This window comes from Streptomyces sp. NPDC059443 (genome assembly GCF_042750105.1).
In the GTDB taxonomy this organism is placed as follows: Bacteria; Actinomycetota; Actinomycetes; order Streptomycetales; family Streptomycetaceae; genus Streptomyces.
In genome coordinates this window covers 24055-41227 of the sequence record NZ_JBHYVM010000037.1, presented here as the reverse complement: position 1 = coordinate 41227, position 17173 = coordinate 24055, and the positions used below count along the sequence as shown (strand labels likewise).

The following is a 17173-nucleotide window of genomic DNA, read 5'->3' as shown; positions in this document are numbered from 1 at the left end:
CGGGCGGGGATAAAAATCTGCCCGGCGGGGGTTGGAGGCAGGGGGCACCCCCAGCGGTAGCTGGGGGAGGGTCCGGGCGGACCCCGGGGAACGGTGGAAGGGCGGGTAGGGGACTCCGCCCCGCAGGGCTAGCGGGACGCAGGGCTAGAGGGTCAGGCCGTGGCCGTGCGGGAAGACCGGGTCGACCGTGTCGTTCGGGACGTCCGGGCGGGAGGCCGCCACGGCTGCCATCGAGCGCGGGAGCTCGAAGGGCAGGCGCCCCCCGGCAGCCGCCCGGCCGAAGGCCACGTCCAGGAGGGCCGCGTCCGAAGCCCCGTAGTCCGCGATCAGCGCAGCCGCCCGCTCCGCGATCTCGGGGATCACCGCGGCCCGCTCCAGGTTGATGCAGACCAGCGTCGGCACCGCGTCCAGGAGGGTCAGGATCTCCGTGAGCTCCGGCTCGGGGAAGGCCAGCGAACCCGAGTGGAAGAAGGACTCGAAGATGTTCGTGCGGGGCTCGTGCGGGGTGCGCAGCCGCAGCACGGCCAGGTCGGCCCCGGCCGGGTCGGACACGAGGTCCCCGTACCCGGCGGCGACGGCCTCGTCCACGCCCTTGACGTACAGCTTCGGCCGCCCGGCCACCGGCAGGGTCCCGCCGGTGTTCGTCAGGACGGTCAGCGACCGCCGCTGCGCCGCCGCGCCGGCCGCCGCGAAGTCGGCCCGGCCGACCGTCTCCGCCGCCGCGTCGGGGTCCACGTACGGGTTCTCGAACAGGCCGAGGACGAACTTCTCGCGCAGGAGACGGCGTACGGACTCGTCGATGCGGGACTCGGGGATCCGGCCCGAGCGGACCAGCTCCACGATGACCTCGGGGCACTGCTCGCCGCCGAACTGGTCCGAACCCGCCTCCAGGGAGCGCGCCGTCCGCTCGGCGACGCTCAGGTGCTCCACGCCCCAGGCGCGGGCCGGGTGCGCCTCGCCGAAGATCACCGAGTCGGTGAGCAGGCCCCAGTCGGTGCAGACGATGCCCTGGAAGCCGAGCTCCTCGCGGAGCAGGCCCGTGACCACGCCCTTGTTGAAGCCGAAGCCGACCTCTTCCCAGTCGGTGCCGATGGGCTGGCCGTAGTACGGCATCATCTGCGAGCAGCCGGCCGCGATAGCCGCCTTGAACGGCTCCAGGTGGTGCTCGCGCAGCCCGCCCGGGTAGATCTGCTCCTTGCCGTGCGCGAAGTGCGGGTCCTCGCCGTCCTTCTGCGGGCCGCCGCCCGGGAAGTGCTTGACCATCGCGGAGACCGAGCCGGCGCCGAGCTCCTCGCCCTGCAGGCCCCGTACGTACGCCCGGACCAGCTCGCCCGTCAGCTTCGCGTCTGAACCGAAGGTGCCCGACTGGCGCGCCCAGCGCGGTTCGGTCGCCAGGTCGATCTGCGGGTGCAGGGCGACGCGGAAGCCGACGGAGAGGTACTCGCGGCGCATGATGTCGGCGAACTCGAAGACCAGCTCCGGGTCGCCGATCGCGGCGAGGCCGATGGCCTCGGGCCAGGCGGAGAAGGCGCCGGCGTTGAAGGAGGCGCCGACGTTGTCCGTGAAGGAGTGCCGGGGGTCCGTGGACAGGGTCACCGGGATGCCGAGGCGGGTGGCGGCGGCCATCTCCTGGACGGAGTTCTGCCACATCGCCATCTCGCGGGCGCCGTAGGAGCCGAGGAGGTTGAAGTGAGTGAGGAAGCGGCCCTCGATGAGCTCGGGGGTGGTGAACGGGAGGATCGAGCCGTCGGTCTCGGTGACCGGGGTGCCGTCCGGGTTCATCATCAGCATCGAGTGGAAGAGCTGGCCGGCCTTCTCCTCCAGGGTCATCCGGGAGAGCAGGTCCTCGACGCGCCGGTCCACGGGGAGCGCGGAGTCCTTGTAGGCGGGCAGGCCGTGGGAGGTGAGCGTCATGGGGTACTCCAGCGTTCGCGCGGTCGGTCTCGTCGCCGACCCGGCTTTTTCACCGTAAGCGCGAAAACCGCGCACCCACTAGGTTTTGGTTTGGTGACCTGGATCACTCTCTCCGCGTGGCCGGAAACGCGCTGCGTCTAGGGTGTTCGGCATGGCAGAGGACAAGGCCCGAACGGCACGGGACAAGGACCGGACGGTCCCGAACGCGACGGCGGCCAGGGGCCGGGGCAGCTACGCGGTGGGCGACGCCCGGCGTCAGAAGATCCTCGACACGGCGGTCGAGCACTTCGCGAGGTGGGGGTTCCACGCCTCCTCGCTGGCCCGGATCGCCAACGACTGCGGGATCACCCAGGGCGGCCTGCTGCACCACTTCCGCAGCAAGGAGGACCTGCTGCTGTCGGTCCTGGGTCAGAGCGAGCAGCACGACACGGACCGGCTCTTCGCCGAACCGGCCGAGGACGTTTCTTCGGTCGCCGCGCACTTCGCGGCCGTGGTCGCCCTCGCGGAGGACAACGCCCGCCGGCCCGGCATCGTGCGGATGTTCAACACGCTGGTCGGGGAGTCCGGGAACCCGGGCCACCCCGCGCACGAGTACTTCCGCCGCCGCTACGCCCGGGTCCTCGGCTACAGCGTCGCCCTGCTGGAGGCGGGAGTCGCGCGCGGCGAGCTACGGCCCGGGACGGACTGCGAGGCCGTCTGCCGGGAAATCCTCGCCGTGATGGACGGGTTCCAGATCCAGTGGGTCCTGGACCCGGAGGGCGTGGACATGGCGGTCCTGCTGCGCGGGTACCTGGACCGGCGGCTGCGGGAGATCACGGTGGCGGGGACGGGGCTCTAGCGGGGCGGTGGCGGGGCGGCTGGGGTTCCGGCGCGGCGGGTGGTTGCCGTGCGGGGCTCATCGCGGGTCGAAGGGCGGCAGTGCGTCCAGGACCTTCGACAAGGCGGGCGGGAGCGTGGTCTGGGCGGCGGCGACCTCGTAGCCGCCGTAAGCGAAGGCGTACGTGAACGCGTCGGCCACGGGCTTGTCGGGCATCGAGATCCGGGGCAGGTGGGCGAAGTCCGCCTCCCGGAGGGCGGTGCGCAGCTTCGCCAGGGCCGCCGCCGAGAGCTTGTCCCCGGAGACCGCCTTGGACTGGGAGTCGAGGCGCAGGAACGATCCGTCGCCCTTGATGACCAGACCGCTCGTCTGCCCCTTCATGCCCCCGCTCCGGGTGACCGTGACCAGGGTCGCGGTGGAGGAGGGCCCCGAGGCGCTGGGGGCGGGAGCGGGCACGGAGCCGCCCGCGGAAGGCTGCGGGGCCGTGCCGGTCGTGCCGGAGCCCGGGCCCGGGGTCGGGCTCGCGCTCACGGTCCCGCCGGGGCCGGGCGTGGCCGTCGCGGTGCCGGAGCCGCCGCTCGGACCCGTACTCAGGCTCTGGCTCGGCGTCGCCTTCGGGCCGGCCCCGTTCTTCGACCCGCCGGAGGAACACCCGGCCAGGGCCGGTGCAAGGGCCAGCGCCACGGTCGCCGCGACCAGACCCACTCGCCATCCACGCGCTCGCACGCCCCACCCCCGCAGGTAATCCGGCTCGAACCCCGAGTATGGAGTCGGCACCACCCGCACGGATAGCACCCGGAGGCCCGACATCCGCCGCTTCGCCCTTTGGCGCTGGCTGCCGCCCCTCGTCGCCCTCGCGCTCGGCCTCTGGGGCCTCTCGCGCGGTGGCGCGATGTGGCGCGACGAGTCCGTCACCTGGCAGGTCGCGCACCGCCCGCTCGGCGGGCTGTGGGAACTCCTCGGCCAGGTGGACGCCGTGCACGGGCTCTACTACCTGCTGATGCACGCGGTCTACGCCGTCCACGCGGTCGCGGGCGCCGATGCCGACGGATCCGCCGGCCTGTGGGCGCTGCGCCTGCCCTCCGTCGCCGCCACCGCCCTCGCCACGGCCGGGGTGGCCGCGGTGGCGCACCGGCTGACGGGTGCCTCGGAGGGCGGGGCGCCGGGGGAGCGGGCCTTCGCGGAGCGGACCCCCGCCGAGCGGGCCGGGCTGTTCGCCGGGCTCGGGTACGCCGTGCTGCCGCCCGTGCAGATGTACGCCCAGGAGGGGCGCTCGTACGCCCTCGTCGCCGCCGCCGTGATCTGGGCGACGTACCTGATGCTGCGCGAACGGTGGCTCGGCTACGCCCTGGTCATGGTGGTGGGCTGCTGGCTGCACGAGTTCGCCGTACTGGCCCTGCCCGCGCACGCCTTCACCGCGTGGCGCTCGCGCGGCTGGCGGTGGGGCGCGGCCGCCGTCGTGGCCGCGCTGCTGCCGCTCGCCCTGGTCAGCGCGCGGCAGGCGCAGCAGCAGCTGGGCTGGCTCGGACGGCCGGGCTGGCAGGACTGGGCGGCGTACGGGGTCCTCGCGGCGGCAGCGCTGGCGTTGGCCAGGGGGGCCGCGCCGGGCCTCGTACGCGTGGCGCTGCCGCTCGCGCTGCTGCCGCCCGGGGTGCTGCTCGCGGTCTCGCTGGTGCACCCCTGGTACGTGGACCGGTACGTGCTCTACGCGCTCGCCGGTCTCGCCCTCCTCGCGGGGAACCGGCTCGCGCGGGTACGGCGGCCCGTGCGGGCCCGGGACTGGTGGCCCTGGCTGCTGGCCGGGGCGCTCCTGGTCCCCGTGGGGTTCTGGTCCGCGTGGCTGCGTACCCCCGAGAGCCGCAAGGACGACGTGCTCGCCGTGGCGGCGGCGGTGCGCGAGCGGGCCCGGCCGGGGGACGCGGTGCTCTTCCTCCCCGCCCGGCGGCGCGAATGGCTGCTGTCCTCGCCGGAGGTCTACGGGTCCCTGCGCGACCTCGCCCTGTCCCGCACCCCGGCGGCTTCGCGGAGCCTCCAGGGGGTGGAGGGGACCGCGCGGCAGATCCGCGAGGCCCTGCTCGACCCGTCCACCGAGCGGGTGGTGGCCCTGCTGGACCCCCCGGGCCAGCCACTGGACGGAGACCCGGCGGAGTCGGTGAAACGGCAGACCCTGGTCTCCTCCTTCGACCTGTGCTCGGTGACGGAGGTCCGCGGCGCCCGCGTGGCCCTCTTCGCCCGGCCGGGGGGCTGCGCGCAGGAGCCGTAGGAGGATGAGCCGGAGGGGGCCGGTGAGCCGGGGCCCGTCGACTTCTGCCGGAGGTGTCGTATGACAACCGCATCCCGTTCCCACCCCCACCCCCACCTCCACTCCCTGGTGCCGCCCGGCCCGCTCGTCGGCGGCGACTGGCTCGCGGAGCGCCTCGGGGCTCCCGGGCTGGTCGTCTTCGACGCCTCCGTCGGCGGTCACCGGGACACCGCCCGCCGCATCCCGGGCGCCCGGCCGTTCGACCTCGACGGCGACCTGTCCGACCACGGAGCCGCCGCCCCGCACACCATGCCGGGCGCCGAGGCCTTCGCCGGGGCGATGCGCGCCCTCGGCGTCGACGACGGCAGCACGGTCGTCGCGTACGACGGCGCCGGGATCTACTCCAGCGCTCGCGCCTGGTGGATGCTGCGCGCCATGGGCTTCGACCGGATCGCCGTCCTCGACGGCGGGCTCCCCGCGTGGCTCGCCGCGGGGCGGCCGGTGGAGGAGCGCGCGGCGGCGTACGAGGGCCCCCGCGGCTCCTTCACCGCCCGCCCCCGCGCCGGGCTCCTGGTGGACGCCGCCACCGTCTCGGCGGCCCTGGCCGATCCGGCCGCCGCCGTGCTCGACGCCCGCACCCGCGAACGCTTCGCCGGTACCGCCCCCGAACCGCGCCCGGGCCTGCGAGGCGGCCACATGCCGGGCGCGGTCAGCCTCCCCTTCGGGGAACTCCAGGACGCCGACGGCCTGATGCGCCCCGCCGCCGAGCTCCGCGAGGCGATCGGGGCGGTGGCGGGGGACCGGGAGCGGCTCTACTTCAGCTGCGGATCCGGGGTCACGGCGTGCGTGCTCGCCCTCGGCGCGGAACTCGCCGGGTACGGGCGGCTCGCGGTGTACGACGGCTCCTGGAGCGAGTGGGGCATGCCGTCACCGGACCGGCCGGTGGTGACGGGGGCCGAAGCCGGTCCGTAGCGGCGGGGGGTGCCTGGGTCCGGCTCCGGGGTGGTGCTAACCCCACCAGGATTCGGGCACGGGCACCATGGCCGCCGTACCCGCCCCGCGGGCACGATCGTAGACATGACGCTGACTGTTCGTACCGCCGCCGCCTCCACCGCCGTCGCCCTCGCCGCGGGCCTCCTCCTCACCGGTTGCTCCCTCTCCATCGGCCCGCAGAAGAGCGCGAGTTCCGACGCCACCGTCTCGGAGGCCGTCACCGCGGTCGCCGTGCCGGATGCCCGCAGCGGTGACATCAAGGTCACCGTCGGCTCCGGTCCGGGGGTCGTCGTCCACCGCACCGTCCACTACCGCGGCGACACCAAGCCCGAGCCCGCCCAGCAGGTCTCGGGGGGCGTGCTGACCCTCACCAACGGGGACTGCTCGAACCAGTGCTCCGTCGACTACCGCCTGGAGGTGCCGGCCTCGGCCAAGGTCGAACTCCACAGCGACAGCGGGGACATCACGGTGACCGGGGTGGCCGCGGCCGGCCTCGAATCCTCCTCGGGCGAGGTCAAGGCCGACGGGATCGCCGGCCCGCTGAAGATCCGTACCTCCTCGGGGGAGATCACCGCCGGGAACCTGTCCGGTCAGGCCGTGGAGGCCCGATCCGATTCCGGCGCCGTCACCCTGGCCTTCGCGAAGGCCCCGGCCTCGGTCGCGGTGGAATCCACCTCGGGCAGCGCGAAGCTGAAGGTCCCTTCGGCCCCGTACCGGGTCGATGTCTCCACCGATTCCGGCGCCCGCAAGATCACCATCCCCACGGACCCGTCCGCCCCGTCCCACCTCTCGGCGAAGACCACCTCGGGCGACATCCAGATATCGGCGGCCTGAGGCCTCCGGCTACCGCCTCAGGGGGCGAACCGCGGAGCCCTACGCCTGCTGCGGCGCGAGGACGGCCCGCAGTTCACCTATCCCGGCCCGCCAAGGCCCGGGCCGTTCCGTCTCCTCCCAGAGCTCCATGAGCTCGGAGGGCCCGGTGACCACCCGGTCGAGGGCTCTGACGGCAACCGTGCGCAGGTCACCGGAGAGCCGGGGCAGGGGCAGATCCGGGCCGTAGGCCGTGGTGACGGGCGTGCCGTCGGGGCACTGCGCGGCAACCAGCGCAGCCGCGGCGACCGCCTTCGCCGCGATGTCCTGGTCGAGGTAGTCAAGAGTGTCGACCACTTCCGCGAGGGCGCCGCGGATGCGGGCCTCGCGCTCGTTCTCCGGCGCGTCGTCGAGGCCTCCGCAGAAGTCCGCGGCGGTGTCGTTGTCGAAGGGGCCGACGTCCCAGGTGCCCATGTTCTTCTCCCGTTCGTGGTGCTCGTGGTGATGTCCGTGGATCGTCGCAGCGGCCACTGACAACGCCGCGGGTTCCTGTGCACCGATGACCGCGACGGTCCGCAGCGGTGCGCGCGCCGGGCGGCCCCTCAGGAATCGGCTGGCGAGCCGGTCTCGGTTCCGGGCAGATCGACCTCGCACCTCTCGGGAGGTGATGGGGGATCAGGCGATGTCCGGCATGCCTTGGACGGGTGACGACCGCGGCCACGACGACGAGGTCCAAGGGCGCCGGCTGCGCCTGCTGAACCGGTCCACGGGCGAGCCCGGCTACCGGGACGACCGGTACTCCGAGCAATGCGGGGAGTGCCGGTTCTGGCTCGCGCTCGGCGGGTAGCACCCGCGCGCGGGGTTACTCGTGGCGGGCGAGCTTGACGGCGGAGACCAGCAGGATCGCGGCCAGCGCGGGGATGAGGAGCACGTCGGGGAAGACTCCGAGCAGCAGCCCGCCCAGGACCGCCCCAGCGATCGAGCCCGCGACCATGACCAAGGCGAAGCGGCGGTTGGCGCCCAGTACGGCGAAGCTGCCGTCGCGGCTGTAGCGGGCGAAGGCCACCAACATCGTCGGCAGCGACACCAGCAGGGACAGGCTCCCCGCGGTCTTGATGTCCTGCCCGAAGAGCAACACGATCGTCGGGATCAGCAGCTCGCCGCCGGCCACGCCCATGATGGCCGCGACCACCCCGATGCCGAACCCGGCCGTCACCCCGAGCGGCACCTGTGCCCACAGCGGCAGGTCGAGGGTCCCCAGCGTGGAGAAGTGCGTGAACAGCAGGGCCCCGGCCATCAGCACCATCAGCGCGGCCAGCACCTCGTAGAGGGTGGAGGAGCGCATCCGCACCGCCCACGAGGCCCCGGCCCAGGCGCCCAGCAGGCTCCCGGCGAGCAGGTTGACCGCCACGCCGATCGCCGCCCCGGCTCCGAACACCACGGGCATCGAGTGCGTCGAGCGCAACGGAGCGAGGGGCCGGTCAGTGGCCATGGCAGGAATCCTCCCCGGTGGTGACCCCCGCCTACTACCAACGGCCCGCACCTTCGGGGGAAGGCACCGCGACCCCTGTTCGCCCCGGGCGAACGGGGGTTGGGGAACATTGGGGGGCGCATGTGCATTGAGTCGGCATAGCTCAACTTCACTGCCGGAGGGAAGATCATGGCTTCGACGTCCGTAACGCTCACTCTGCCCGTGCTGCCGCTCGACGACGAGGTCGTGCTGCCTGGAATGGTCGTACCGCTGGACCTGACCGACTCCGAGGCCCGGGGGGCCGTGGAGGCGGCGCAGGCCGCCGCCGGGAGCGGGAAGCCGCGGGTGCTGCTCGTGCCGCGGGTCGACGGGAAGTACACCGGGACCGGGGTGCTCGGCACCGTCGAGCAGGTGGGACGGCTGTCGGACGGGGACCCGGGGGCGCTGATCCGGGGGCGCGGGCGGGTCCGCATCGGGGCCGGGACCACCGGGCCCGGGGCGGCGCTCTGGGTCGAGGGCGAGACCGTGGACGAGAGCGTCCCGGATCCGCTGCCCGGGGCCGTCACCGAGCTCATCAAGGAGTACAAGGCGCTCGCCACCAGCTGGCTCAAGAAGCGCGGGGCCTGGCAGGTCGTCGACCGGGTCCAACAGATCGAAGGGGTGTCTGCGCTCGCCGACAACTCCGGCTACTCGCCCTTCCTGAGCGTGGCTCAGAAGGTGGAGCTCCTGGAGACCGCCGACCCGGTCGCGCGGCTCAAGCTCGCGGTCAAGGCGCTCAGCGACCACCTCGCCGAACAGGACGTCGCCGAGTCCATCGCCAAGGACGTCCAGGACGGGGTCGACAAGCAGCAGCGGGAGTTCCTGCTCAAGCGTCAGCTGGAGGCGGTCCGCAAGGAACTGCGCGAGCTCGGCGGCGAGAAGGAGGGCGAGGAGTCCGACGACTACCGCGTCCGCGTCGAGGCCGCCGACCTGCCCGAGAAGGTACGGGAGGCCGCGCTCAAGGAGGTCGACAAGCTGGAGCGGTCCAGCGACCAGTCCCCCGAGGGCTCCTGGATCCGCACCTGGCTGGACACCGTGCTCGAACTGCCCTGGAACGAGCGGACCGAGGACGAGTACGACATCCGCGGCGCCCGGGCCGTCCTGGACGCAGAGCACGCCGGGCTGGGCGACGTGAAGGACCGGATCACCGAGTACCTCGCGGTGCGCAAGCGCCGCTCCGAGCGGGGTATGGGAGTCGTGGGCGGCCGCCGCGGCGGGGCCGTGCTGGCGCTCGTGGGCCCTCCGGGGGTCGGCAAGACCTCCCTCGGCGAGTCCGTGGCCCACGCCATGGGACGCAAGTTCGTCCGCGTCGCGCTGGGCGGGGTCCGGGACGAGGCCGAGATCCGCGGCCACCGGCGTACGTACGTGGGCGCGCTGCCCGGCCGGATCGTCCGGGCCATCAAGGAGGCCGGGTCGATGAACCCGGTCGTGCTCCTCGACGAGATCGACAAGGTCGGCTCCGACTTCCGCGGGGACCCGGCGGCGGCGCTGCTGGAGGTGCTCGACCCTGCCCAGAACCACACCTTCCGGGACCACTACCTGGAGGTCGAACTCGACCTGAGCGATGTCGTGTTCCTGGCCACCGCCAATGTCCTGGAGGCCATCCCCGAGGCCCTCGCCGACCGCATGGAGCTCGTCCGGCTCGACGGCTACACCGAGGACGAGAAGGTGGTCATCGCCCGTGACCACCTGCTGCCCCGCCAGCTGGAGCGCGCCGGCCTCGGCGCGGAGGAAGTGGTGCTGGAGGAGGGCGCGCTGCGCAAGCTGGCGGGGGAGTACACCCGCGAGGCGGGCGTACGCACCCTGGAGCGTTCCATCGCCCGGCTGCTGCGCAAGGTGGCCTCCCAGCACGAACTCGGGGAGCGGGAGCTGCCGCTGCGGATCGGGGCCGGCGAGCTGCGGGCGCTGATCGGGCGGCCGCACCACGTACCGGAGTCCGCGCAGGACCCGGCCGAGCGGCGCACCTCCGTGCCCGGCGTGGCCACCGGCCTCGCCGTGACCGGGGCGGGCGGGGACGTGCTGTTCGTGGAGGCCTCGCTGGCCGACCCGGAGACCGGGGCGGCGGGCCTGACCCTGACCGGGCAGCTCGGCGACGTGATGAAGGAGTCGGCGCAGATCGCGCTCAGCTTCCTGCGCTCGCACGGCGCGGAGCTGGAGCTCCCGGTCGCCGACCTGAAGGACCGGGGCGTGCACATCCACTTCCCGGCGGGCGCGGTGCCGAAGGACGGCCCGAGCGCGGGCGTCACGATGACCACGGCGCTGGCCTCGCTGCTGTCCGGACGGCAGGTCCGCACGGACGTGGCGATGACGGGCGAGGTCTCGCTGACCGGGCGGGTGCTGCCCATCGGCGGGGTCAAGCAGAAGCTGCTGGCCGCGCACCGGGCCGGGCTGACCACCGTCATCATCCCGAAGCGCAACGAGGCCGACCTGGACGACGTCCCGGCCGAGGTGCTGGAGGGGCTGGAGGTGCACCCGGTGACGGATGTCCGCCAGGTGCTGGCGCTGGCCCTCGTCGCCGACGCGGTGGCGGTGACCGCGGTCGCCTGATCCGTCGCCTGGCTCGACGCCTGGCCCGACGGCCTGATCCGTCGCCTGGTCCGCCCACGTCACAGGGCCCGGGACTCCGCTCCGGCGGGGTCCCGGGCCCGTGGCGTACCCGCTGCGAAATACTGGTGCCCCACACACCACCGAAGGAGCGGGACACGTGCACGGGAGCGAAGACCAGGAGATCCTTGCCCTGGAGCGGGAGCTGTCCGTCTTCCTCCGGCGGGCCCGCGCCTCTTCCGGGGAGATGGCGCGCGAACTGCACCCCGAGCTGGAACCGGCCGCGTACGGGCTCCTCGTCCGCCTGGAGGCCGCCGGCCAGCAGCGGGCGACCGAGCTGGCCGGGTACTTCGGGGTCGGCAAGGCCACGATGAGCCGCCAGCTGCGGGCCCTGGAGGTGCTGGGCCTGGTGGCCCGCGAACCGGACCCGGCGGACGGCCGCGCCTTCCTGGTCGGGCTCACGGACGAGGGGCGGGAGCGCTTCCTGCGGGTCCGCGGCGCCCGGCGCGAGCAGTACATGCGCAAGCTCGCGGACTGGGACCGCGGGGAGGTCGCGGAGCTGGCCCGGCTGCTGAACCAGCTGAACGCGGGCGCGGAATAGGAGGAGGGGCCGGATTCCCCGCCCCCTACAGCTCCGCGTACACCGCCGACGCGTCGTCGTGCCGTTTGCCGCGCCGGTGCGGCCGGTCCGGATCCGTTTCCAGGGTCCGGACGCGCTGGATCAGGGACCGGGCGCCCTCCTTGCGCAGCACCGCCAGGCACTCGGCCCAGTCGCCCTCCTCGAAGGTGTCCGTCCACCGGCTCGCCCCGTCCGTGAGCGCCGCCACCGCCCGGACCTCCTCGCGGGGGGTGCGCCCGGTCACCGCGCGGGCCGCCACCGCCGGGTCCGCGGCGGCCGTGAAGAAGCCGCCCTCCGCGTTGCGCAGCAGGTCCGCCGAGGCGTTCGTGCGCAGCCGCTCGCGCGGGATCCGGTCCAGCCGGTCGTCGACGACCGCGCGCACCTCGCCCCCGGGCGCCTGGAGGAGGAGTACGGAGTCCGAGAGCACCAGGTGCTCCACGTAGGACTCGTCCCAGCGGACGATGACCACCGTCGCCTGCGGAGTCCGCACGTGAGAAAGGTCACAGGTGTCGCGGTGGGCGTCGGCAGTGGTGCCGATGGCCTCCGCGAGGACCCGGTCGAGGGGCATGTCCCGTCGCGATCCGGACAGTTCGGTCAATCGGCCGCCGAGCCGGGCCGCGAACCAGGGGACTCCGTGCGTGCATCCGACCTCGCCCGGTGGCGGGGTGACCCCGTCGAGGGCGACCAGGACTCCGCCGCCCGACGCGGGTATCGCGGCCGACAGCCAGTCCTCGTTGGGGCGTTCCGGGTCGCCGGGGGCGGAGGAGAGATCGATGCGCATGCGGACATTCTGCCCGTGCGGGGCGCCGGAGGGGCGGGACGGGCCGGGACGGGCCGGGGCGAGTGCGGATCAAAGCGGTACGGGTGGGGCGGAAGGGAATTCCCGGGCCCAGTGGGGTGACCGTCGGTATGTGGGCGGGCATCCTGCCAAACGCCGCATCCATCTTTCAACCACCTGTCCATGGACGGGCACTGACGGCCGTTCGCCGAGTTGGCCGCCAACTCCTCCGTGATGTTCACTCCTTCGTGTGGCCGGGCGGGCGATGTGCGGCCCTCTTCCCGGGGCACTGCGAAGGTCTGAGGCGGTACGGCGGCACAGCAGAGCAAGACGACGGGGGCAGGGGGCGTTTACTTGTTGACCGGCCGTTACCTCGGCCACACGAGTAGACGAGCACGAGCAGCACACGTACAGGATTGCGAGCACCGGTGCAGAAGAAGCGGCCTCGGAAGAACGGCACCGTCGCGAACGGCACCGCACCCGGTGGCACCGCGACCGACCGACCAGCCTCCGACGGCACCGCCACCGACCACGCCCGCAAGGGAGTCCCCGCGGGAGCTCCCGCTGGGCGCCGGGTGCGCGTGCGCCGCAGGCTGGTCATCGGGGTCGCAGTCGCCGGGCTCGCCGTCCTCGCGGCCGGGGCGCCCGCCGTCCTGTCCGCCTCGGCGGACCTGAAGGACTCCCAGCACCTGGTCACCCTCGCCGAGCAGACCGGGGCCACCCTCACCCTCGCGCACCTCCTCGGCGACGAACGCGACGCCGTCACCGAGTACGTGGCCAAGGGCCGCCCCGGCGGAACCCAGGGCGCGCAGGCCGCCGTCCAGGAGCGCACCGCGGGCACCGACCGCCAGCTCGCCGAGGTCCGGGCCGACGCCGACGAGGAACTGGCCCGCGCCCTCGGCCGGGTCCGCACCGTGCGCACCCAGGCCCTCGAAGGCAAGGGCAGCGCCCTCGCCGCCCACCAGGCCTACTCCGGGGTCATCGCCGAACTCCTCGCCCCCGGCGGCCGGCTCGCCGAGCTGACCCCGCCGCGGGCCGCCGACGCCCTCGTCACCACCCGCCCGCTGGCCCCCCTCGGCCAGGCCGTGGAACAGGCCTCCGCCACCCGCGGACTGCTCCTCGCCGCGCTGGACGTGCCCCGCGGCGACCAGTCCCAGAGCTCCGCCGCCATGGACGAACTCACCACCGCCGCCCAGCGGGCGCGGGTACGGGAGCTGGGCGCCCTCGACGACTTCGCGCGGGCCGCGCGCCCCGACGTGCGCCAGACCCTCACCGCCACCGTCGCCGGACCCGAGGTCAAGACGGCCGACGAGTACCTCAAGCGGCTCACCGACCGGCCGACCCTCTCCTCCGCCGACCGCAAGCTCGACTCCGCCACCGTCGGCCCGTCCCTCACCGCCCGCATCGACCGGATGCGCTCGGTCGAGGCCACCCTCGCCGGCCAGCGCGCCACCGCCCTCGCCACGTTGCGGGACGACGACGTGACCGCGCTGGAGACCCTGCTGGCCTTCCTCGGCGTGCTGTTCCTGGTCACCGTCGGCGTGGCCACGGCCATCGCCCGCTCGCTGACCCGCCCGCTGTCGGTCCTGCGGCGCGGCGCGGCGCGGCTGGCGACCCCCGAGGGCTCGGTGGAGCCGGTCCGGTTCACCGGCCGCAACGACGAGTTCGCGGAGGTCGTGCGGAGCCTCAACTCCGTGCGGGACCAGACGGTCTCCCTGCACACCCGGATCGCCGGGCTCGACGCCGACCGCCGCCGCCTGATCGGTCGCAACGAGGCGCTGACCTCGGGCCGCGAGGCGCTGGAGGAGGAACTCGCGCAGCTGCGGGCGGGGCTGGAAGAGCACCGCCGCATCATGTCGACCACGTCCGTGTCGCTGTCCCTGCGCACCCTCGGGCTCGTCGAGCGCCAACTCGCCGTCATCGAGGAGCTGGAGTCCGAGGAGCAGGACCCGGACCGGCTCGCCACCCTCTTCAAGCTCGACCACCTGGCGACCGTGATGCGCCGCCACAACGAGAACCTCCTGGTCCTCGCCGGCCAGGAGCACGGCCACGGGCAGGGCCTGCCGGTGCCGCTGGTCGACGTGATGCGGGCGGCGGTCAGTGAGATCGAGCGCTACGAGCGCGTCGACCTCGGGGCGCTGCCCTCGTACACGCAGATCGCCGGGCACGCGGCCGACGACATCTCGCACGTGCTCGCGGAACTGCTGGAGAACGCGACGACCTTCTCGCCGCCGGACGCCAAGGTGAAGGTGTCCGGCTGGCTGCTGGACTCCGGCGACGTGGTGCTGTCCGTCGTGGACGAGGGCATCGGGGTCACGGGGGACCGGCTGGAGACGCTGAACTCCCGCCTGGCCACGCCGGACGCGTACGACGAGGAGCCGGAGTCGGAACACGGCCTGGGCCTCGGCCTGTACGTGGCCGGGCGGCTCGCGGCCCGGCACGGCGTCACGGCCGAGCTGCGGACCTCGCGGCACGGGGGCACGGAGGCGCTGGTCGCCGTACCGGCGTCCCTGCTGCCGAGTGCTCCGCCGGTTTCGCCGGTCCACACCCTGGGTACCCCGGGGGCCCCCGCGCTGCACCTGCCCGGCGTGGTCGCGGAGGCGAACGAGAACACCCTCCCGTCCCGCCTACGGGGCCTTGCCGCTGCGGCCGCTGCCGACGCCGCCACCGAGCCCGAGACGGCTCCGGCGGAGCAGCGGCCGAGCTGGGCTTCGGAGCCCGAGGAGGCTCCCGAGGAGGCTCCCGAGCCCGAGGCGGTCCCCGAGCCCGAGGCGGTTCCCGCGGAGCAGCCGCGCTGGATCACCGAGCCGATCGGGGAGCCCGCGCCGGTCGACGAGCCCGAGCCGGTCCACGAGTCCGCGCCCGCTCCGGCCGAGGAGCTGCTGGCCCGGGTGGTCCCGGAGCCCGCTCCGGCGGCGTTCGCACCCCCGGCGGACCAGCTGCCCCCGGCCGAGCAGGTCTTCCGCGTCCCGGCCCCGGCCGAGGAGCAGGTCCCCGCCGACCAGGTGTTCACCGTCCGGGCTCCTGCCCAGGAGGCGGACCCCGCCGAGCAGGAGTTCGCCCTTCAGGCTCCGGCCGAGGTACCCGCCGAGCAGGTCTTCCGCGTCCCGGCCCCCGCCGAGGCACCCGTACCCGTACCCGTAGAGGACGAGGGCCTCACCGACAAGGGCCTGCCCAAGCGGACCCCCCGCGCGGTGGCCGCCGGGCGGGGAGGCGACGTACCGGCCCCGCCGCGACGGGTGGACGCCGACGAGCTGCGCCGCCGGCTCGGCGGGTTCTACCGCGGCGCCCAGGACGGGCGGCGCGTCGTGGAGGCCGAGCTCGCCCAGGACCCACGGCAGGGCGGGCCGCAAGGCCAACCGCACGACCAGGGGCAGACCGACCGGGGGGACACCGCACAGGAGGCACGCACATGACCGCGCCCAGTACGTACGGACTGAGCACCCAGGCCCGCAACCTTCAGTGGCTGCTGACCGACCTGGTCGAGGAGGTCCCCGGGGTCAACTCCGTGGCCGTCGTGTCCTCGGACGGGCTCCTGTTGCTGTCCTCCGAGCCGGTGGCACCCGACACGCCCCCGGCCGAGGCCACCGCCGGGGCCCCGCCGGTCCGCCCCAAGGGCCCCCGCGGCGCTTCCGCCGACCTCGCGACCATCGTCTCCGGCCTCGGCTCCCTCACCACGGGCGCGGCCGCCCTGATGGACGGCGGCGCGGTCAAGCAGACGATGGTGGCGATGGAGCACGGCTCCGTGTTCGTCATGTCCATCAGCGACGGCTCGCTCCTCGGAGTGCACGCCACGCCCGACTGCGACATGAGCGTCGTCGCCTACCACATGGCCTTGTTCGTGGGCCGCGCCGGCCACGTCCTGACCCCCGAAGTCCGCAGTGAGCTGCGCCAGTCGATGGAGAAAACCCCGTGAGGAGTCCGGCCTCCGACCGGCTGCCGATACGCGGCGCCGACCGCCGCCCCGCGCGTGTACGCCCGTACTCGCTCACGGGCGGCCGCACCCGTTTCACCCAGGTCCTCAACGTCGAGACCTTCGTCGCCGCCCTCGACACCAAGGTGTCCGCGCCGCGGAAGCCCGACCGGATGCCCGAGATGCCGGCCATAGTCGAGGTCTGCCGCCGCATGCGCACGATCGCCGAGATCGCCGCGCTGCTGAAGCTGCCGCTCGGTGTGGTGCGCGTCCTCGTCAGCGATCTCGCCGACCAGGGAAGGATCCGCGTCTACGGAACCGGGCACGGCTCCGGCCGTCCCGACCGCGCGCTACTCGAAAGGGTGCTCAGTGGGCTCCGCCGTCTCTGAAACCGGCCTCCTCCCGACGGGCGGCCTCTTCTCCCCGAACGGGGCCGGCGCCGCGCAGGACGAACCCGTACAGCCCTGGCAGTACGACCGCTCGCGCGCGCCCGTGGCCGTGAAGGTGCTGGTGGCGGGCGGGTTCGGGGTGGGCAAGACCACCTTCGTCGGGTCCGTCTCCGAGATCACGCCGCTCCGTACCGAGGCGGTGATGACCCAGGCCAGCGTCCCGACCGACGACCTGTCCTCGACCCCGGACAAGCACACCACCACCGTCGCGATGGACTTCGGACGCGTCACGCTCGACGACGACCTCGTCCTGTACGTGTACGGGACTCCGGGCCAGGAGCGCTTCTGGTTCATGTGGGACGACCTGGTGCGCGGGGCCATCGGCGGGATCGTCCTCGCCGACACCCGCCGGCTGCGCGACTGCTTCCCGGCCCTCGACTACTTCGAGAGCTGCGGGCTGCCGTACGCCGTCGCCGTCAACCACTTCGAGGGCACCCGCTCGTACGAACCGGAAGACGTGCGGGAGGCGCTGACCATACCGGCCGGCGTGCCCGTGGTGATCATGGACGCCCGGCGCCGGGTCACGGTAGTTGAAGCCCTGCTGACCCTCGTGGGCCACGCCCTCGACTCGACTCCCGAATAGA

Annotated in this window: 16 protein-coding genes; 11 read left to right on the top strand and 5 right to left on the bottom strand. The window is 73.8% G+C overall.

Annotated elements, in window-relative coordinates; translation table 11 throughout:
• Positions 1–144 precede the first annotated feature (144 nt).
• Positions 145–1914 carry a glycoside hydrolase family 3 protein gene (locus tag ACFXDJ_RS29330; RefSeq protein ID WP_384850863.1) on the bottom strand — a complete coding sequence of 590 codons (1770 nt, stop codon included), beginning with the start codon at positions 1912–1914 and terminating at the stop codon, positions 145–147.
• Positions 1915–2065: 151 nt separating this feature from the next.
• On the opposite strand from ACFXDJ_RS29330, the gene ACFXDJ_RS29325 reads away from it, so the two are divergent.
• Positions 2066–2752 (top strand): TetR/AcrR family transcriptional regulator, encoded by a 687-nt coding sequence (locus tag ACFXDJ_RS29325; RefSeq protein WP_384658587.1) that lies wholly within the window; start codon positions 2066–2068, stop codon positions 2750–2752.
• A gap of 57 nt (positions 2753–2809) precedes the next feature.
• Here ACFXDJ_RS29325 and ACFXDJ_RS29320 read toward each other — a convergent pair whose 3' ends face one another.
• The gene (locus tag ACFXDJ_RS29320) at positions 2810–3436 is read right to left on the bottom strand and encodes a hypothetical protein (RefSeq protein ID WP_384658588.1); all 627 of its coding nucleotides are present in this window, start codon (positions 3434–3436) and stop codon (positions 2810–2812) included.
• A 187-nt stretch (positions 3437–3623) separates the two neighbouring features.
• Between ACFXDJ_RS29320 and ACFXDJ_RS29315 the strand changes: the two genes are divergently transcribed.
• The 3 genes from ACFXDJ_RS29315 to ACFXDJ_RS29305 all read left to right on the top strand — a co-directional run bounded on the left by ACFXDJ_RS29315 (position 3624) and on the right by ACFXDJ_RS29305 (position 6800).
• On the top strand, positions 3624–4994 hold the full coding sequence (locus ACFXDJ_RS29315) for a hypothetical protein (protein WP_384658591.1): 1371 nt from the start codon (positions 3624–3626) through the stop codon (positions 4992–4994).
• Between the two features lie 60 nt (positions 4995–5054).
• Positions 5055–5945, top strand: coding sequence for a sulfurtransferase (locus ACFXDJ_RS29310; protein ID WP_384850861.1), 891 nt, complete (start codon positions 5055–5057; stop codon positions 5943–5945).
• Between the two features lie 105 nt (positions 5946–6050).
• Positions 6051–6800 carry a DUF4097 family beta strand repeat-containing protein gene (locus ACFXDJ_RS29305; RefSeq protein WP_384658597.1) on the top strand — a complete coding sequence of 250 codons (750 nt, stop codon included), beginning with the start codon at positions 6051–6053 and terminating at the stop codon, positions 6798–6800.
• A 39-nt stretch (positions 6801–6839) separates the two neighbouring features.
• On the opposite strand, the gene ACFXDJ_RS29300 is transcribed toward ACFXDJ_RS29305, so the two are convergent.
• Complete coding sequence (locus tag ACFXDJ_RS29300) at positions 6840–7250, bottom strand: DUF4259 domain-containing protein (protein WP_384658615.1); 411 nt, start codon at positions 7248–7250, stop codon at positions 6840–6842.
• Between the two features lie 208 nt (positions 7251–7458).
• Here ACFXDJ_RS29300 and ACFXDJ_RS29295 point away from each other — a divergent pair, with 208 nt between their 5' ends.
• Complete coding sequence (locus ACFXDJ_RS29295) at positions 7459–7623, top strand: hypothetical protein (RefSeq protein ID WP_384658600.1); 165 nt, start codon at positions 7459–7461, stop codon at positions 7621–7623.
• 15 nt (positions 7624–7638) lie between these two features.
• On the opposite strand, the gene ACFXDJ_RS29290 is transcribed toward ACFXDJ_RS29295, so the two are convergent.
• The gene (locus tag ACFXDJ_RS29290) at positions 7639–8268 is read right to left on the bottom strand and encodes a sulfite exporter TauE/SafE family protein (RefSeq protein ID WP_384850859.1); all 630 of its coding nucleotides are present in this window, start codon (positions 8266–8268) and stop codon (positions 7639–7641) included.
• A 168-nt stretch (positions 8269–8436) separates the two neighbouring features.
• Here ACFXDJ_RS29290 and lon point away from each other — a divergent pair, with 168 nt between their 5' ends.
• Together lon and ACFXDJ_RS29280 are read left to right on the top strand one after the other, a co-directional pair.
• Entirely contained in the window at positions 8437–10833 is a 2397-nt protein-coding gene (gene lon, locus ACFXDJ_RS29285) for an endopeptidase La (RefSeq protein ID WP_384850857.1), read from the top strand.
• A 157-nt stretch (positions 10834–10990) separates the two neighbouring features.
• The gene (locus ACFXDJ_RS29280) at positions 10991–11431 is read left to right on the top strand and encodes a MarR family winged helix-turn-helix transcriptional regulator (protein WP_384658608.1); all 441 of its coding nucleotides are present in this window, start codon (positions 10991–10993) and stop codon (positions 11429–11431) included.
• 25 nt (positions 11432–11456) lie between these two features.
• On the opposite strand, the gene ACFXDJ_RS29275 is transcribed toward ACFXDJ_RS29280, so the two are convergent.
• Positions 11457–12230, bottom strand: a complete 774-nt coding sequence (locus ACFXDJ_RS29275; protein ID WP_384850855.1) for a protein phosphatase 2C domain-containing protein — start codon at positions 12228–12230, stop codon at positions 11457–11459.
• Between the two features lie 425 nt (positions 12231–12655).
• Here ACFXDJ_RS29275 and ACFXDJ_RS29270 point away from each other — a divergent pair, with 425 nt between their 5' ends.
• From ACFXDJ_RS29270 to ACFXDJ_RS29255, 4 genes are read left to right on the top strand one after another with little or no spacing between them, the layout of a single operon-like run.
• Positions 12656–15643, top strand: coding sequence for a nitrate- and nitrite sensing domain-containing protein (locus ACFXDJ_RS29270; RefSeq protein ID WP_384850853.1), 2988 nt, complete (start codon positions 12656–12658; stop codon positions 15641–15643).
• The gene (locus ACFXDJ_RS29265; RefSeq protein WP_384850851.1) at positions 15640–16143 is read left to right on the top strand and encodes a roadblock/LC7 domain-containing protein; all 504 of its coding nucleotides are present in this window, start codon (positions 15640–15642) and stop codon (positions 16141–16143) included. The genes ACFXDJ_RS29270 and ACFXDJ_RS29265 overlap by 4 nt, the downstream gene beginning before the upstream one ends.
• A complete protein-coding gene (locus ACFXDJ_RS29260; RefSeq protein ID WP_384850849.1) occupies positions 16140–16529 on the top strand; it encodes a DUF742 domain-containing protein in 390 nt (129 codons plus the stop codon). Before ACFXDJ_RS29265 ends, ACFXDJ_RS29260 begins: the two co-directional genes overlap by 4 nt.
• Entirely contained in the window at positions 16510–17172 is a 663-nt protein-coding gene (locus ACFXDJ_RS29255; protein ID WP_384850847.1) for an ATP/GTP-binding protein, read from the top strand. Before ACFXDJ_RS29260 ends, ACFXDJ_RS29255 begins: the two co-directional genes overlap by 20 nt.
• The last annotated feature ends 1 nt before the right edge of the window (position 17173 follow it).

What these genes read in the sequence shown, in the direction of transcription:
- ACFXDJ_RS29295 (WP_384658600.1), top strand. Translation starts at nt 7,459, where the DNA reads ATGTCCGGCATGCCTTGGACGGGTGACGACCGCGGCCACGACGACGAG.
- ACFXDJ_RS29325 (WP_384658587.1), top strand. Translation starts at nt 2,066, where the DNA reads ATGGCAGAGGACAAGGCCCGAACGGCACGGGACAAGGACCGGACGGTC.
- ACFXDJ_RS29330 (WP_384850863.1), bottom strand. Translation starts at nt 1,914, where the DNA reads ATGACGCTCACCTCCCACGGCCTGCCCGCCTACAAGGACTCCGCGCTC.
- ACFXDJ_RS29315 (WP_384658591.1), top strand. Translation starts at nt 3,624, where the DNA reads ATGTGGCGCGACGAGTCCGTCACCTGGCAGGTCGCGCACCGCCCGCTC.
- ACFXDJ_RS29265 (WP_384850851.1), top strand. Translation starts at nt 15,640, where the DNA reads ATGACCGCGCCCAGTACGTACGGACTGAGCACCCAGGCCCGCAACCTT.
- lon (WP_384850857.1), top strand. Translation starts at nt 8,437, where the DNA reads ATGGCTTCGACGTCCGTAACGCTCACTCTGCCCGTGCTGCCGCTCGAC.
- ACFXDJ_RS29300 (WP_384658615.1), bottom strand. Translation starts at nt 7,250, where the DNA reads ATGGGCACCTGGGACGTCGGCCCCTTCGACAACGACACCGCCGCGGAC.
- ACFXDJ_RS29275 (WP_384850855.1), bottom strand. Translation starts at nt 12,230, where the DNA reads ATGCGCATCGATCTCTCCTCCGCCCCCGGCGACCCGGAACGCCCCAAC.
- ACFXDJ_RS29290 (WP_384850859.1), bottom strand. Translation starts at nt 8,268, where the DNA reads ATGGCCACTGACCGGCCCCTCGCTCCGTTGCGCTCGACGCACTCGATG.
- ACFXDJ_RS29305 (WP_384658597.1), top strand. Translation starts at nt 6,051, where the DNA reads ATGACGCTGACTGTTCGTACCGCCGCCGCCTCCACCGCCGTCGCCCTC.
- ACFXDJ_RS29310 (WP_384850861.1), top strand. Translation starts at nt 5,055, where the DNA reads ATGACAACCGCATCCCGTTCCCACCCCCACCCCCACCTCCACTCCCTG.